The organism is Okeania sp. SIO2C2 (genome assembly GCF_010692625.1).
In the GTDB taxonomy this organism is placed as follows: Bacteria; Cyanobacteriota; Cyanobacteriia; order Cyanobacteriales; family Microcoleaceae; genus Okeania; species Okeania hirsuta.
In genome coordinates, this window is sequence record NZ_JAAHGM010000011.1 from 309,344 (window position 1) to 325,263 (window position 15,920).

The 15,920-nt window shown below is 38.1% G+C and carries 12 protein-coding genes; 5 read left to right on the top strand and 7 right to left on the bottom strand.

What is annotated here, in order from left to right; all coding sequences use genetic code 11:
* Positions 1-80 precede the first annotated feature (80 nt).
* The gene (locus F6K18_RS12165; RefSeq protein ID WP_287521099.1) at positions 81-1,427 is read right to left on the bottom strand and encodes an NACHT domain-containing NTPase; all 1,347 of its coding nucleotides are present in this window, start codon (positions 1,425-1,427) and stop codon (positions 81-83) included.
* A gap of 294 nt (positions 1,428-1,721) precedes the next feature.
* Here F6K18_RS12165 and F6K18_RS12170 point away from each other — a divergent pair, with 294 nt between their 5' ends.
* Positions 1,722-2,504: an SH3 domain-containing protein gene (locus F6K18_RS12170; RefSeq protein ID WP_287521100.1), complete on the top strand. Its 783-nt coding sequence runs from the start codon at positions 1,722-1,724 to the stop codon at positions 2,502-2,504.
* A 177-nt stretch (positions 2,505-2,681) separates the two neighbouring features.
* Here the strand turns inward: F6K18_RS12170 and F6K18_RS12175 are convergent, their stop codons facing one another.
* The 3 genes from F6K18_RS12175 to F6K18_RS12185 form a co-directional block, all read right to left on the bottom strand.
* The gene (locus F6K18_RS12175; protein WP_375341317.1) at positions 2,682-3,026 is read right to left on the bottom strand and encodes a sensor histidine kinase; all 345 of its coding nucleotides are present in this window, start codon (positions 3,024-3,026) and stop codon (positions 2,682-2,684) included.
* A gap of 58 nt (positions 3,027-3,084) precedes the next feature.
* On the bottom strand, positions 3,085-3,264 hold the full coding sequence (locus tag F6K18_RS12180; RefSeq protein WP_287521102.1) for a hypothetical protein: 180 nt from the start codon (positions 3,262-3,264) through the stop codon (positions 3,085-3,087).
* 472 nt (positions 3,265-3,736) lie between these two features.
* Positions 3,737-6,271: a PAS domain-containing protein gene (locus F6K18_RS12185; RefSeq protein WP_287521103.1), complete on the bottom strand. Its 2,535-nt coding sequence runs from the start codon at positions 6,269-6,271 to the stop codon at positions 3,737-3,739.
* A gap of 721 nt (positions 6,272-6,992) precedes the next feature.
* On the opposite strand from F6K18_RS12185, the gene F6K18_RS12190 reads away from it, so the two are divergent.
* Both F6K18_RS12190 and F6K18_RS12195 read left to right on the top strand, forming a co-directional pair.
* Entirely contained in the window at positions 6,993-7,742 is a 750-nt protein-coding gene (locus tag F6K18_RS12190) for a MotA/TolQ/ExbB proton channel family protein (protein WP_375339390.1), read from the top strand.
* A gap of 405 nt (positions 7,743-8,147) precedes the next feature.
* On the top strand, positions 8,148-8,714 hold the full coding sequence (locus tag F6K18_RS12195) for a biopolymer transporter ExbD (protein WP_287521105.1): 567 nt from the start codon (positions 8,148-8,150) through the stop codon (positions 8,712-8,714).
* Positions 8,715-8,781: 67 nt separating this feature from the next.
* Here the strand turns inward: F6K18_RS12195 and F6K18_RS12200 are convergent, their stop codons facing one another.
* The 3 genes from F6K18_RS12200 to F6K18_RS12210 form a co-directional block, all read right to left on the bottom strand.
* The gene (locus F6K18_RS12200) at positions 8,782-9,684 is read right to left on the bottom strand and encodes a DNA cytosine methyltransferase (RefSeq protein ID WP_287521107.1); all 903 of its coding nucleotides are present in this window, start codon (positions 9,682-9,684) and stop codon (positions 8,782-8,784) included.
* Positions 9,685-10,305: 621 nt separating this feature from the next.
* Complete coding sequence (locus F6K18_RS12205; RefSeq protein ID WP_287521109.1) at positions 10,306-10,746, bottom strand: Hsp20/alpha crystallin family protein; 441 nt, start codon at positions 10,744-10,746, stop codon at positions 10,306-10,308.
* A gap of 164 nt (positions 10,747-10,910) precedes the next feature.
* Positions 10,911-11,351, bottom strand: coding sequence for an Hsp20/alpha crystallin family protein (locus F6K18_RS12210; protein WP_287521111.1), 441 nt, complete (start codon positions 11,349-11,351; stop codon positions 10,911-10,913).
* 700 nt (positions 11,352-12,051) lie between these two features.
* Here F6K18_RS12210 and F6K18_RS12215 point away from each other — a divergent pair.
* Together F6K18_RS12215 and F6K18_RS12220 are read left to right on the top strand one after the other, a co-directional pair.
* Positions 12,052-12,681, top strand: a complete 630-nt coding sequence (locus tag F6K18_RS12215; protein WP_287521112.1) for a hypothetical protein — start codon at positions 12,052-12,054, stop codon at positions 12,679-12,681.
* Positions 12,674-15,088, top strand: a complete 2,415-nt coding sequence (locus F6K18_RS12220; RefSeq protein ID WP_287521113.1) for a hypothetical protein — start codon at positions 12,674-12,676, stop codon at positions 15,086-15,088. The genes F6K18_RS12215 and F6K18_RS12220 overlap by 8 nt, the downstream gene beginning before the upstream one ends.
* The last annotated feature ends 832 nt before the right edge of the window (positions 15,089-15,920 follow it).

Genomic DNA, 15,920 nt, shown 5'->3' on the forward strand with positions numbered 1-15,920 from the left:
CTTTTGAGATGATTTCTTATTTATTACTTCTTATTTCTTACTTTTGACTTTTGACTTTTGACTTTTGACTTCGCACAGCGCTACATTTCAGTAAAATGTTTATACAATAAATGATGAATAAATTGATAGCGATCGCCTACTCTTTGCAATAATAAACGACTAGCAGCATAATTGAGAAAACGACGATAATTCCAGGGAATATGCCCATTAAAAAATAGAATAATCCGCAGCACAAAATTTTTTAGTCCGGGCAAACCAAAAAACATCCCAATAATTACACCTCCAATAGCACCAAGAATTAAACCTTGGTATAAATCGAAAACCAAGGTAAAAATAAACCCAAAAATAAACCCCCAAAATAACACACTAATCAAATTAACAATTAACTGATATGCCTGTAACTCGCCGTTAGAATCTAACCAAGCTGGCCGTAGTTTTTCTATTGTAAATTCCTGGCTGTTATCTGCGGCCATTCGTTGTGCTAGCCATGCCAACCATCGTCTTGTCTGTTCCGGCAGTGGTTCCTGACTCTTAGAATACCAATTATAGTTATTCTCTCGCCCTAATTGACGACGAATATAAGCATTTAATAAATATTTTTCTCTTCCCTGTTGAGAAGTAATTCTTCTCCAAGCAGCAATTAAAATTTCCTCATAAGCTAAAGTCATCATACTCAACATTAATGGTATTTCAGCTAAGTTTAATAACTCTGGTTCATCCTGAAGATAATGCCAAAGTTCTCTACTACTAGCTGCTAATAAATAATCTTGAATCTGACCTGTTGTTAAAGACTGTAATAATACAGCAGCATTTAATTTAAACTTAGTCCGACAATTTTTATAAGTGGCAAAACTACTACAAATAACTAAATCCTTTGGTTGCAAATATACTGATAATTTATTAATTTCTTCTAAGCAATTTTTAGATAATTCTGGAGATACTCGATCAAATCCATCTATGAGAAGTGACAATTGTTGATTTTCTAGCCAATTACTAATAACCTTTTCGGGTATCTTGTACTTAAATTTAATTTGATTAACTAACCAATCTGAAATATCCTGATTTTTATCTTGCCATGTCGAAAGGTCTAATAATACTGGAATAGATGTTTTGGGTTCTTTTTCCGCCCGAATTACTAGCTTTCTAGCTAATTCTAGTAAAGTTGTAGTTTTTCCACCCCCAGGATTTCCTAATATAAGTAATTTTCCTTTCATTCGGTCAAAAACTTGAATAATACTTATTTTTGCTGGTAGTTGAAAACTAGGACGCTTTCCTACTTTTACTTCTATATCCCAAGAACGTTTTAATTGTTGGGGTGGTCGCTGACGAACAAGATTAACTATCACTGCATGGTGTAGAGACTGCGATCGCAGTTGCAGAACTTCTCTTTTAACTGTATTTAATAGTTTATCGCGATTTCTTTGCACCTTCGTATATTTCTATTGTTAAATGAGTTAGTTAGCTGTTATCTTAAAATAACTATATAGCAGGGAATAGGGAATAGGGAACAGGGAACAGTGGAAAAAGCTTTTTCTCTGTCTCAGGTTCACCATCAACATAAGTCAAACACCAACTCGTTCCTTTCTATGTTTATAGTTATTTTATCGTTAAAATATTAACAGCATATATCTGTCTTAATAGCTGATAGTGATACCTGTGATAAAAATGCAAATTAGCCAAGAAAGTTAACATAAAATCTAGTTGATAAAGGGGTAAAAATTATGTCATTCAACATGGGACAACTAATCGTTACAGGAATAACTGGCCTTGCTAGTGCTACCTCTGTTGCTTATTTCACAATTCAGTCTGATTTGTCACAATTTACTACTAATTCTTTACAGACACAAAAATTGGATAGCAACCTAGTTTCAGTGGTTCCTAAACATCAACTAAAATCTTCACATTTAACTCCTAATTCCTCAGATTTAGTTAGTCAAAATTCAACTCCAGTTGTGATTACACCACCAACATCGGGGTGTAAAATTCGTATGGCCATAGTAGACGACCCTGAACCACCTCTAAATGTTCGTAGCAGTCCAGAAGTTAGAGAAGGCAATAAAGTTGCTCAACTTAACAATAATACCTTTGTTTCTGTCGCAGATGAAAAATCTGGCTGGCTACGAATTACTAATCCAGTTATGGGTTGGGTTGCCAAGAACCGAACTCGTAGCACTTGTGCCAGAGTAGATGAGACTATTACTTTTTCCCCAGAAAGTGACACAGCTATTGTTAGAGGGGAGATGATTGGTACTGGTAGTCATAACTATCGGGTCAGGATGATCCAGGGTCAGACCATGACTATCAAAAATTTTGGGGATGTATTTCCGGCAATTATTAGTCCTGATGGCCAACTTATGGCAAGGGAACCTAATATTGAAGGTAATGAAAATGAATGGACAGATACTATGCCTATCAGTGGAGTATATACTTTAGAATTAGATTCTAATTTCCGTGGATTTGAATATGAATTTTTAGTAGAAATTAAAGACAACAGAAATTTTTAATACAAATCTCAAAAAAACTGTTGATTTTAGTTCTTTCTTTCTAATACTATACTGAAGTGAGGCTTAAATTATTAAGTAATTAACACAGACTGAATAAATTTTTTGATAATTAGCACGCCAGTTATTGTTAATTATTCTTATGTTTACTTCTCTGTACGAACGTTGCATGGAACGTCCCTACCCACTCCCCCACTCAATAAAATGGGGAATTGTTATCAGAAATTCTGTGCCTTTTCCTAGAGCAGAAATACATTCTAATTCTCCCTGATGATGTTCAACAATAACTTGATAGCTACTTGCTAAACCTAACCCTGTACCTTGACCCACTGGTTTTGTGGTATAAAAAGGGTCAAATATTTGTTTTTGTACTGCTTCACTCATACCTATGCCATTATCAGCTATCCTAATTATTACTTGATTTTTTGCTTCTATTGCCGTAGTAATAGTAATTTTGAGAGGTGGATTGCTTGATTCTTTTCCCATTGGTTGTACTGCATCAATAGCATTACCAATAATATTCATAAATACCTGATTCAGTTTGCCGGGGTAGCATCTTACTTTGGGTAATTGACCGTAATTTTTAACAACTAGCTTCTTGCAATTTACTCTGAGTAATACCAGCTTCTATCTTGATTTCATAAACTTTGATTTTATCCAAGAGTTGTGCGGCTTTTTCTAATACAATGTCAACCAACTTCTCCATTTGCTCAAAATCACCATTCAAGTAGTTAGCTTCTGCCCCTTCTTCATATAATGCCAATGTTAGTTGATATTGAGTAGACCAACTATTTTCAGTCAGTAGATTTATCCCTGTATTAAAATAAGATATTGCTGTTTTATAAGCAGTAGATACTTTAGCCTTGATTCCCGTTTTAAATTTAAATTTGCTAACTCTTCCCTTACTTCTATTTCTGTAATTAATTGCACACCATAATTAAGTTGATTGACAATTTAAAATATTTTTTATTCTAGTTGTTCATCCGCCCTATTGTTTAACAGTAGCATCCCAATTTTTCGATGAGTTTCTTGTTTTTTTTGTTGCGAAATGAGACTATAAGCTACTTGTTAAACCCGGTCGTGGATAAAATGATAAATTGGTGTTTGTAAATCAGTTATTTCACGGAAATGATCGTCGTTTTCTCCCTGATAAAATTTATAGGTTTCGTCCTCTGGCAAAATCAATCTTTCTGATCAAGCACCCCATAAACATAAGGCAGTTTCCGGCAGAGATTTTAGCGAATTTCTTGAGTAATTTGTTTGAGCAATAAAATGTGCTGATATTTTCTCTGTAAACCTTCTATAGCGTCTTGTCGCAACAACTCGCCACCGATATAAGTCGCCATTAACTTTAAAACTTCTATATCTGTTGAGTTCCATTGATTCTTCGCAAAACGACTGGTAAAACTGAGGGTGCCATAAATTCTTCCTGATACAAAAATTTTCGTGCCAAGATAAGATTCTACGCGACGCACAGTATATGCTGGATGATGTCGCCACTGGGAATTTTTAGCAGATCTGATCGCTAGAGGTTCATTGGAGCGCAATACTTCCCGATCGAATGTCTGTTGGAGGGCAAAAGCGTCTCCTTTCGCTATTCCAAATAGGAAATCTTCTGGTAAGTGAGCCGCAATGACCTCATAACGTTCTCCTAAAACTTTTCCTAATAGTCCTATATCCATGCCAAACCGACGACATCCCATCTCTAATAATGCAACTATTTTGCTTTCAAAAGAGTTATCTGCGTTAGTAGTAACTTCATATAGTTCTCTAATTGCTTTTTCATTAGCTTGCAAATTTTCTTGGGTTGCTATCCTCGCAGAAATGTCACTGAGGGTACTTACCATACCAGTAATATTGCCTTTGTTATCAGCTATCAATGTACTCTTCATTTCTACTGAACAATAATTTCCATTTTTGGTTAACCACTTCAATTGATAGCAACCTGCAACTAATTTTTTATTACTAGCAACCAACTCTATATTTTTTGGGGTATTCTCTGCTGAAGAATTTAATTTTTTTCTATCTTCTGGGTGAATGAACTCTAAATAATTTCTACCTAAGCTATTTTCACAAGTAAAACCTGTAATTTTTTTCCAGGTCTCATTTAAGAATATTAAATTACCTGTAGCATCAGTTTTAAAAGCTATATCTTGAATATTATTAACTATTTCGGTGTACTTTTTTACTTGAAATTTTAGTTTTATTTCTGTTTCTTTAAACTGAGTAATATCTATCAAAGTTCCCACCATTCTCACTGGCATTCCCGATTGCCATAATGCTTTTCCTCTATCTAGAACCCATATAAAGCTATTATTTTTGCGTTTTATGCGATATTCTATTCGGTAGAAAAGAGATTTTTTTGCTAAATGTTCTTGAACGGCTGCACTAACTTTTTCGATGTCTTTTGGATGAATTCTATTTAACCATTCATCTATTTTATGGGAAATTTCATCATCTCTGTAACCCAATAATTTTTTCCACTGAGATGAGTAAAATATTTCATTTGTTTTGATATTCCAATCCCAAACTCCATCTTGATTTCCTTCAATTGCTATAACTGTACTTTCTTGTGTTTTGAGATAAACTTTTTCTAAATTTTTCCGTTCTACAGCAGACTGCTTGAATTTTTCATCGATTTTTTGCAGTTGAATAGATGTGTTTTTTATATAATTATGAAAGCGAATTAATGATTGATATAATGATTTAGGTAACAGTATTTGTTGAATTATTTTTGTAGCAGTAATAATATTAGTTATTTTGCCTGTGGGGGTTTGTACAATTAGAGGCAATAGATAATAATTTTTTTTCATTAAACCTAAAGCTACTTCTAGACTGGCCTGAGAACGTACTAGGACTGGTAAAGTATTACAAACTGTCTCAGCTTTAGTTTGATTAAAATCTATTTTTAATACTTGTAGTTGTACTATATCTCTACTGCTAATTGTCCCTAATATTTTAGTCAATTTCTGATTTTGAGATTTATTTTCTTTGCTTTCAGTAATCAGAATATAACTAATATTATGGGTAAACATTAGTTGGGTAATTTGCCTAATTGATAAAGAAGATGCAGCTTGAATAATTTGAGATTCAGGGATTTGTTCTAATTGATTAATTTGGATTAAGTTAGCTGGTAGAGTTAAAGATGAGTCAAAGGTTGTTTTTGTTGCATTATTTTGAGCTTCTAATTCTTGTTTTTGGGATGCGACCTTAGTACCATTTTTATCAATAGATGGTTCACCTTGCCTGTTGGCTATTAATCTTAAACTGTTGTCTTTGATCTGAAGCTGATTGAAAATTAAACTACGGGTAGTCACTAGGCCAATAAGTTCTTCTGCCTCATTAACGATTGGTAAATGGGTGATTTGATGTTTTTCTAGTATTGCTAAGAGAGCAAAGATATCTGGAATTTCCGATAGTTGGGCTGTTATTATGGATCTAATCATTATTTGAGCAATCGGAAATCCACTTAGGGAAGCGCTAATAGAGGCTAGCTGTACTAAGTCTTGCTCAGTAAATATACCTATGATTAGCCCTAAAGATTGTAACTTTGTATCTTGAGATTTGGAACCATTACTTAAGTATTGAGATGTAGTGCGATCGCTTTCTGGAGGTGTTCTGACAACATTAGAAGGAGAGGATGATTCTACAATTAACACACAACTTGCACCTGTAAGACTCATAGAAGTAATTACATCTTCTACAGGAGTTTCTGGTGTAGCAGTAAAAGGACTATAATTAATGGCCTGACTGATGGAGGGAATAAACATTTTGGATGATTCTGATGATGTTTGATCAAAAATATAACAATCTAGAATTTTGTACCGAATAATGCAAGTTCAAAGGTTTACTTTTGTCTGACTGATATAACTTTTCTGTCATACTTACCTCTATTTCCAGAATAATTTTTAACTAGTGCTAATTTCCACATTTTGCAGCTATTTATTATCATCAGGGACTTTGAACCTCTATTAACAACTTGCAAGCTCCAAAGTAACACCTATGAGATTAATCATAGAGGTCTTAAGCCTAGTCTATCTAGGATAATTCTTGTCAAACTAAGAACCAAACAAATTACAATACAGAAATTATCATTAACAATACAAAAATTATCAATTTATCTCAATTTTTGCACGAGTGAGTTTTGACTTCTTTCTGTAAAATATCTACTGTACAACCTGTCATCAACTTCTATTTTGGACAAATTTTCAATTATAGTACTTAAAGTAAGCCTGCACTTGATAGCTTAAATTAATTATGCTGAAGGTTAATGCTGAAAAAATGAAAAAATATGATGCAGAAATTTAATAGTTTTATCTTAATTAAGTTATATCATTTAATTTAAATTTTGTCAATCTATGATTCCCATAGCATTACAGTTCTAAGGAACTTAAAAATAAAGTAAATAGACAAATAATTGTAATCAGTTGAAACTGCAGGAGCGAATATACTGTGACCTTTGAAGAGTTGATTCAGAAAGGAGGCCCTGCCATGTGGCCTCTGTTAGTTTTATCAATTCTGTCCCTCAGTACCATAATAGACCGCCTATGGTTCTGGACAAATCTATTAATTAAGGAAAAACAAACTGTTAGCCGAGTATTAGAAGCCGCACGTCGTGACTGGAGTATAGCGACAGAAATGGCTAGACGCACTCTAAAACAACCTATTGGTCGCTTTCTCTATGCTCCTCTGCGATTACAAAACCCAGAACCTGAAGTGTTTAAATTGGCACTAGAGGCTAGTGCTGATGATGAGTTGGCCTCAATGCGTAAGGGAGATAAATTGCTGGAAGGGGTGATTGCTTTGGCTCCGATGTTGGGCTTACTAGGTACTGTTTTGGGTCTTATTGGTTCCCTTGGTTCGATTCGCCTTGGGGACTTGGGCACTTCTTCAACTGCGGGAGTGACAGTTGGTATTGGTGAAGCTTTAATTAGTACTGCTGCTGGTTTGGTAGTAGCTATTGTTAGTCTAGTATTTTATCGATTATTTCAAAGTTTGTTATTTAATCAGATGAAGGTTTTTCGGAAATCTGGCAATGAATTAGAATTACTCTATCGACAATATTGGCAACAGACGTCTTTAAATAAATACAATTCACCAGATAATAATACTTATTTTCCTCCTACATGGACGCAGAATTCTCATAATTTTCCAGATTCTTTAGAACAGGATACAAAACCAACAGATTCTCCAGCAGAAAGGGATATTGATAGAACTGCAGATGAGCCAGATAATAATTAACGAAAAATATATCAATCATGACAAGATAGCTGATGATTTTTTATAGAAAAGCATCTTGATTTTTTTCAGACTAATTTGTCAATTAGAAGCAAAAATTTTGTGAATGTATTATCTTTATTGATCATGGGTTTAATACCCGACAATCTACAGGGTTTTAATAGGGTTGGTGGGGTTTACATTTCCATTGACCACATTCTCGCCCCTACTACTGACTACTTCTTGAATGTCATTATTGATGATACTTTATACTTTTATTTATTTTTGATCGCAGTCGAAGCAAAGCTTAGGACATTCCTAAATGCTCAAACGAGCGTCAGAGATTACTTCTGACTTCTGTAGGGGCAGCCATTCGCCCCTACTTCTGATTTTCGCGTAGCGCTATATTTTTCTCCAAACAAAAAAACAATGAAACTTAATCAAGAATCTGCCACTGAAGAAGTTAGAATTGAGTTAATACCTCTAATTGATGTAATATTCTGCATTCTAACTTTCTTCCTTTTAGCCGCTTTACAATTAACTCGTCAACAGGCAATTAATGTTGACTTACCAAAAGCTAGCACGGGTAAACCTCAATCACAAGATATGTTACTTGTAAGTGTGAATGAGGTGGGAAAAACTTTTATTGAACAACAAGCTGTGAATGCGGTTGAACTTGAAAAGTTTGTGCGGAGATATCATCAAGTTAATCCTCGCGGAGTCGTTGTATTATATGCTCCTAAAGAAGCAAGATACAATGATGTTGTACAAGTTCTAGATTTATTGCGAGAAGTAGGAGGTGATCGCGTGGCTCTAGCAACTTTACCAGGCGCACCTCAAACAGGTCCTGGTGCTACTAACAATACTGATACTGATAATACTGATTCTTCAGTTACTCCCTCTGAGTCTGAGTCCAAACAACAACCCACTCCAGCAAGGACAGTCAACCCCAATGAATTTCAGTTACCTACTGCTCCTGAGTCATCTACAGATTGAGTATTTTCAAGGTATATTTACTTTTGTTAAATCAACATAGAGAGTTTGTTATTTTAACTGCCAAACCCTAATTTTTAAGATACTCTAAAATACTATTTGCCACATATTCAGCTAACTTCACAGGAACAGCATTACCAATCATTTGTTCTAAATTTGTTTTACATCCTTCCCAGATAAAACCTTCAGGAAATGTCTGTAAATAGCTTCTCTCTATAGTTGTTAATGGTCGAATTTCTGGGGATAATTTGGCTGAGTCTCCTGGATGATTTTGATAAGTTTGAGGAATTGGTCGATTCACTCCTCTGACCGTAGCACTAGGTTCATCAATACTAAATATTGCTCTTCTTTTATAACTTCTGGGATGACGATAATAATGTTTAATTTCTAATTTATCTCCAAAATAATCTTTAACTGTCATCGGTTTTTTTGCCAAAGAAGATTCTAAGTATGGTTCAATTTCTTTGTCTCGCTCTCCATAAATTCCAATCAAAAAAAATCTCTTTCTCTTTTGAGGCACCCCACATAAACTCGCATCAATAATTTTTTCACTAATGCCATATCCAGCAGCTTTAAAAATGTCTTTAGTAATGCGATATTTTGTATAGTTAATAAATTGACTAACATTTTCCATCACAACAATTTGAGGCAAAATATTAGTCACTATTTGAGCAAAGGAAATAGTTAAATTTCCTCTACCTAAATCTTCATTACGCTTACCTGCACTAGAAAAGTCTTGACAAGGAGGACCGCCAATAATTAGGTCTGGTTTAACTTGAATAAAGGTTTGATAATTAAAGTCAGTTTTGCTCAAATCATATTGATAAATTGGGTGATTAAAATTTTGGTGGTATACCTTAATTGCCGGTTCCCAGTTATCAAAAGCAGCAACTATATTAAAGCCTGCATTTTGAAAGCCTAACGACATACCACCACATCCACAGAAAAGGTCAATTACATTGATTTTGTGCATTTATGTTCCAAATAGCAATTTCATTTCAGTAGTAGGGTGTGTGAGCGGAACGAAGTTGAGTATCACGCACCATTTTTCCCATTAGACATCTCCAAAAATCAAAAATCAAATCAATTATCCCACTGTTATTGATCAATTCTTTCTCCTGCTCCCTCTTTTGGAGGAGATATCTAATCGGGGTAGGGGTGCGTTACGCTGTCGCTAACGGCACCCTACTCACTCTTTAACATCTCAGTAGTAGGGTGTGTGAGCGGAACGAAGTTGAGTATCACGCACCATTTTTTCCATTAGACATCTCCAAAAATCAAAAATCAAATCAATTATCCCACTGTTATTGATCAATTCTTTCTCCTGCTCCCTCTTTTGGAGGAGATATCTAATCGGGGTAGGGGTGCGTTACGCTGTCGCTAACGGCACCCTACTCACTCTTTAACATCTCAGTAGTAGGATATGTGAGCGGAACGAAGTGGAGTATCACGCACCATTTTTCTAATTGCTAGTTAATAATATCAGTTTGAGTAACATAGATAGTAGCATCTCTCAATTTCTGTATGAATAAATTTTAGGGGCGAAAAACTATTCACCCCTACTAATTTTTCCTATCTCTCTGTAGAGATAATATTAGCCAATATTTACTTTCACAACTTTATTCTTTTCTGCTTCCGCTTTAGGTAAATGTAGATGCAAAATACCATCTTTATATTCAGCTTTGACTTGGTCATTTTGAACCCGAACTGGTAGAGAAATTATTCGCTGGAAAGCACCATAACGAAATTCAGAACGAGTCATACCTTTTTCCTCAGTTTTAACTTCCTGACGACGCTCTCCTTTAATTGCTACAGCTTCCGCAGTTACTTGTACATCTACATCTTTAGCTTCTAAACCAGGAATTTCGAGCTTTAAATCAATAGCATCATGGTTTTCTTCCATTTCCGCTGCTGGTGTAAATGCTATTCCTTTTTCTTCACCGTTTAAATAAGGAGCAAAATTGTCAAAAACACGATTCATTTCTTTCTGTAATGAATCAATTTCACCCCATGGAGAAAAACGTACAATAGCCATAGTTGTTGCCTCCTAAATAAATGTTTTATCTATGAATTGAATTCGTTGTTGTTGATAATTTTAGTAGAGTTTTGGTAATCAGTAAGTTCGGTTAATTACAGAGATGCGAACGCATTTTTCGTACTTCAGTTTTTCTGATATTTCGCATCTCTGTAGAGATAATATTAGCCAATATTTACTTTCACAACTTTATTCTTTTCTGCTTCCGCTTTAGGTAAATGTAGATGCAAAATACCATCTTTATATTCTGCCTTTACTTGGTCATTTTGAACCCGAACTGGTAGAGAAATTATTCGCTGGAAAGCACCATAACGAAATTCAGAACGAGTCATAGCTTTTTCTTCAGTTTTAACTTCCTGACGACGCTCTCCTTTAATTGCTACAGCTTCCGCAGTTACTTGTACATCTACATCTTTAGCCTCTAAACCAGGAATTTCCAGTTTTAACTCAATAGCATCATGGTTTTCTTCCATTTCTGCTACTGGTTTAAAGGCAATTTCTTTTTCTTCACCGTTTAAATAAGGAGCAAAATTGTCAAAAACACGATTCATTTCTTTCTGTAATGAATCAATTTCACGCCATGGAGAAAAACGTACAATAGCCATAGTTGTTGCCTCCTAAATAAATGTTTTATGTATTGATTGAATTCGTTGTTGTTTCTAATTTTAGTTCAGTCTTGGTAATTAGTAGGTTCGGTTAATTACAGAGATGCGATCGCATTTACCGTACCTCAGTTTTTTGACTACCAAAACTTACCTTGAAAACTCAGTTGAAGTTGTTTTCATTCAACTTGTCTTTAATATAATCTAAGTAAAAAAATAATTGAATTCGGTTCCTTCCTACTATGCGATCGCAATTACCGAACATCTATAATTTTCTGGCAAAAAAATATCGTTGTTAGCGTATATAGAACCCCTGAGTGGCATCTCTAAAAATTTAGGCGTACGCTCCTATTACTTAACTTAAGCATATATCTTTTCTTCAAAAGACATTTCCAATCATCAAAAATCAAATCAATTATTGTAGATAAATCATCAATTATTTCCCCTCCTGGGAGGGGGACTCAGGAGGGAAGAAAGAAGAAGGAAGAAGGAAGAACAAGAACAGGAGAAGAAGGAGAAAGTTTTTTGATCAGGAATTACGCATTTTAATGGATAAAACACTATATATACCATAGTGCTATAGTTTTTATATACTATATGTAGTGTATTTGCGTAAGTCCTGTTTATCAGTAATTATCCGGAGATGATATAATTAACTTCAGAAACCAAAACTTTTTTCTCAAAGGAGTTATTTCACTTAAATATGAGTAATCCAATTCAGGTTTCACCGCCAACCAACGATCTGACTCTGTCAAAAGATCAGACCTTCGCCGAAGTGGTTAAGGTCACGATTCCGAAATTAGGAATAGTCCCTAAAGTCGATGTCTATTTTCTATCAGACACGACTGGTAGCATGGGTCCAGCGATTGCCTCCGTCCAGAGAGGCATGGTAGATATAGTTAACCAAACTCAGGCTTTAGGGTCTGATGTCCAGTTTGGAGTGGGCAACTACAAAGACTTTCCAGCTCCAGATCCTAACAGACATCCCTTCGCCTTCGAGCACCAGTGTAATCTGACTGCCAATATCGCCGACGTTAAAGCAGCAGTCGATACCTGGAGCACGACCCCAGGTAGGGACGTTCCCGAGGCTCAGTTCTATGCGCTAGATCGGGTGGCCGAACCACCAGGTGGCAACATTGGTTGGCGTGCCGATGCCCAGCGGATCATCGTCTGGATTGGTGATGCCGGAGGTCATGACCCTATATGCAAGGCAATCTCCAGCCTAGACTACGACATTACCGAGAAATCAGTCACCGATAAGCTAGTGGCGGAGAAAATTACCGTGCTGGCAATGAGCTTGGAAAGCAGTGGCGCAAGGGACGGGCTTGGATAACCCGATCGAAGGGGTCAGTGATTGGTACCGCAATAATTGCGGCAATCCGGTGGGCGAAGCGGGACAAGGAACCCGGATTGCCAATAGAACGGGGGGCATACTAGTCTCAGGTGTCAGTCCAGATACTGCTGTTGAGCGGATTATTGCTGAGTTAGCAGCACAGATCACCACAATCAGGAACGTGCGCCTAGTAGCGAGTGGTGCGACCGAACCGTTTGTGCAAGCAATCGGACCTAGCGCCGGTTATGGTCCCCTCAGCAGAGATGAAGACCATGAAATTAGCTTCGCCGTTTCCTGGCTTGGCAATGTCGCAGCCGCCACAGATATTCAGGTCTTCAACGGCTCCCTTGATGTGGTCGCCGATGGACAAATCGTTGGCAGCAAGACAGTCAAAATCACAGTTCCTGCCATCATTCCGCCTGGTCCCTATCAGCATATTCCTTTAATCGTGGAGCTTTACGACGGCTGGTTCACCAGCAATTCCTTGGGGGTTGCTCCAGGGCGACGTCTTCTGTTGGGCCAGGATACCCCCAGCCTGGTTCCTTATCATATGAATAACTTCACGAGTTCGTTGAAGATCCGTCCGGGTCCGAACTTCGACCCGAATGCCGACTATGAGGTGAGCTTCTACAACGACCCCGACTATATCGGTGGTCAGTTAGTGCTGGCACCTGGTGAGTATCCGGATCTAAATTTGGGACCAATCAATTTCGGGAACATGATCTCTTCGGTCAAGTTCGACCAGGGTGTGCCACCAGCCCCAGCGGTGAGTCCGATCCCGGTGGTAGCCGAACTCTACAGCGGTGTGAACTACGGAGGAACTTGGAAGCTGATTATATTTGAGGATGTGGACAACCTGCATACCTACTCTGAGTTCAACAACCTGGCTTCCTCGGTGAAGGTATTCAAAGGGCCGAACTACAGGCCAGGAGATAAGATCAGGCTCTACGACCTTTTCAATGGTACTGGTGACTACATCGACCTTGAACCCGGTGAGTATCCGGATCTCCAACAGAGCCACCGCTTTACTAATAGGACCTCATCAACCAAGTTCATCATCGGAGATGGCACAGGGTCTGAACCAGCTTCCCCCGGGTCCATGGAGTACGCCCACATTCCCTTAATCGTGGAACTGTACCAGCATTTATTCACCCCGAGCACGCCTTGGATGGGGGCTCCAGGGCGACGTCTTCTGTTGAGCAAAGACACCCCCAACCTGGCTCCTCCTTATTCTATGAATAACACAGTTAGCTCGTTGAAGATCCGTCCGGGTCCTAACTTTGACCCGAATGCCGACTACGAGGTGAGCTTCTACCGCGAGGCCGACTATATCGGTGGTCAGTTAGTGCTGACGCCTGGTGAATATCCGGATATCCACTTTGGACCAATCAGGTTCGGGGACCAGATCTCTTCGGTCAAGTTCAACCAGGGTGTGCCACCAGCCCCAGCGATGACTCCGATCCCGGTGGTAGCCGAACTGTACGACCTTATAAACTATGCAGGTCGGAAGCTGATTATATTTGAGGATGTGGACCACCTGGGTCACTACTCCCTCTACGACAACCTGGCTTCCTCGGTGAAGGTATTCAAAGGGCCGGACTACAGGCCAGGAGATAAGATCAGGCTCTACGACCTTTTCAATGGTACTGGTAGCTACATCGACCTCGAACCCGGTGAGTATCCGAATCTCCAACAGAGCCACACCTTTGGTAATAGGACCTCATCGACCCGGTTGATCATCGGAGATGGCACAGGGTCTGAACCAGCTTCCCCCGGGTCCATGGAGTACGCCCACATTCCCTTAATTGTGGAGCTGTACCAGCATTTATTCTGGAGAGGGAATCCAGGTATGCGTCTGCTCTTGAGCCAAGACACCCCCGACCTGGCTCTTTATAATATGAGTAACAGAACTAGCTCGTTGAAGATCCGTCCGGGTCCGAACTTCGACCCGAATGCCCACTACGAGGTGAGCTTCTACCGCGACCGCAACTATATCAGTAGTCAGTTAGTGCTGAAACCTGGTGAATATCCGTATATCCACATACCAATGTTATTCGGGGAGTCGATCTCTTCGGTCAAGTTCAACCAGGGTGTGCCACCAGCCCCAGCGATGAGTCCGATCCCAGTGGTAGCCGAACTCTACGACGGTGTGAACTACGGAACTCGGAAGCTGATTATATTTGAGGATGTGGACGACCTGGGTGCCTACTCCCTCTACGACAACCGGGCTTCCTCGGTGAAGGTATTCAAAGGGCCGAACTACAGCCCTGGAGATAAGATCAGGCTATACGAAAATCGCGATGCTAGTGGTAACTACATCGACCTCGAACCCGGTGAGTATCCCAATCTCCAACAGAGCCACTCCTTTGGTAATATGACCTCATCGACCCGGTTTATCAAAGGATAACTGGTCAAATGTTACCTTAAGTCTTTTGACTACATCCTGTGTGTAAGACTTTAGATTGATATAGTCCCCCGCTGTAATCTGTAATTCAGTGGGGGATTCTCACCTTCTAAAAATCTAGACAATCCTAGACACGCTCTTCATCGGTGACTAAAAGCGATTTTTCGACTCACCTGTCCATAAGTCTACTGGCAAAGAAGGTTAATGTTCCGCTCAAGCACATTGAGTTTAGGGTTCCCTCTGGGGTTTTCATCCTTATGAAAAGTCGAGTGCAAAACACTCCATAATCGTTGCTAAAATCCTCTGGTCTTAGCAGACGTATGTAATAATAACACAGATTAATGGCTTAAAAACATAGACATTTTGTAGATATTTGTCTAGGATAGTCTATATTTTTCAGCTCTAGCAAGCAACAGTACAATTGCTGATTCTCAGTTCATCGAGCCTACTTAAAAATTGACCGTCTCCGTTCAAAATCTAGACCTTACCACAGCAATTAGAGCGCACCAAAAGATGCGATCGCATTTCCCGTACTTCAGTTTTTCAACTACCAAAACTTACCTTGAAAACTCAGTTGAAGTTGTTTTCATTCAACTTGTCTTTAATGTAATCTAAGTAGAAAAATAATTAATTCGGTTCCTTCCTACTGTGCGATCGCAATTTCCGTACAAATATATTTTTTGGCAAAACAGGACTTACACATAACCAATATAGATAGGGGTTAACGGCTGTTAACCCCTACAAATGGTGTATTATTTAGTATGCGTGCGTAAGTCCTCAAAAAAAATATGGCTGTCAATTTCTATATGCTAGGAATAACGTCTATTTTGCCGTC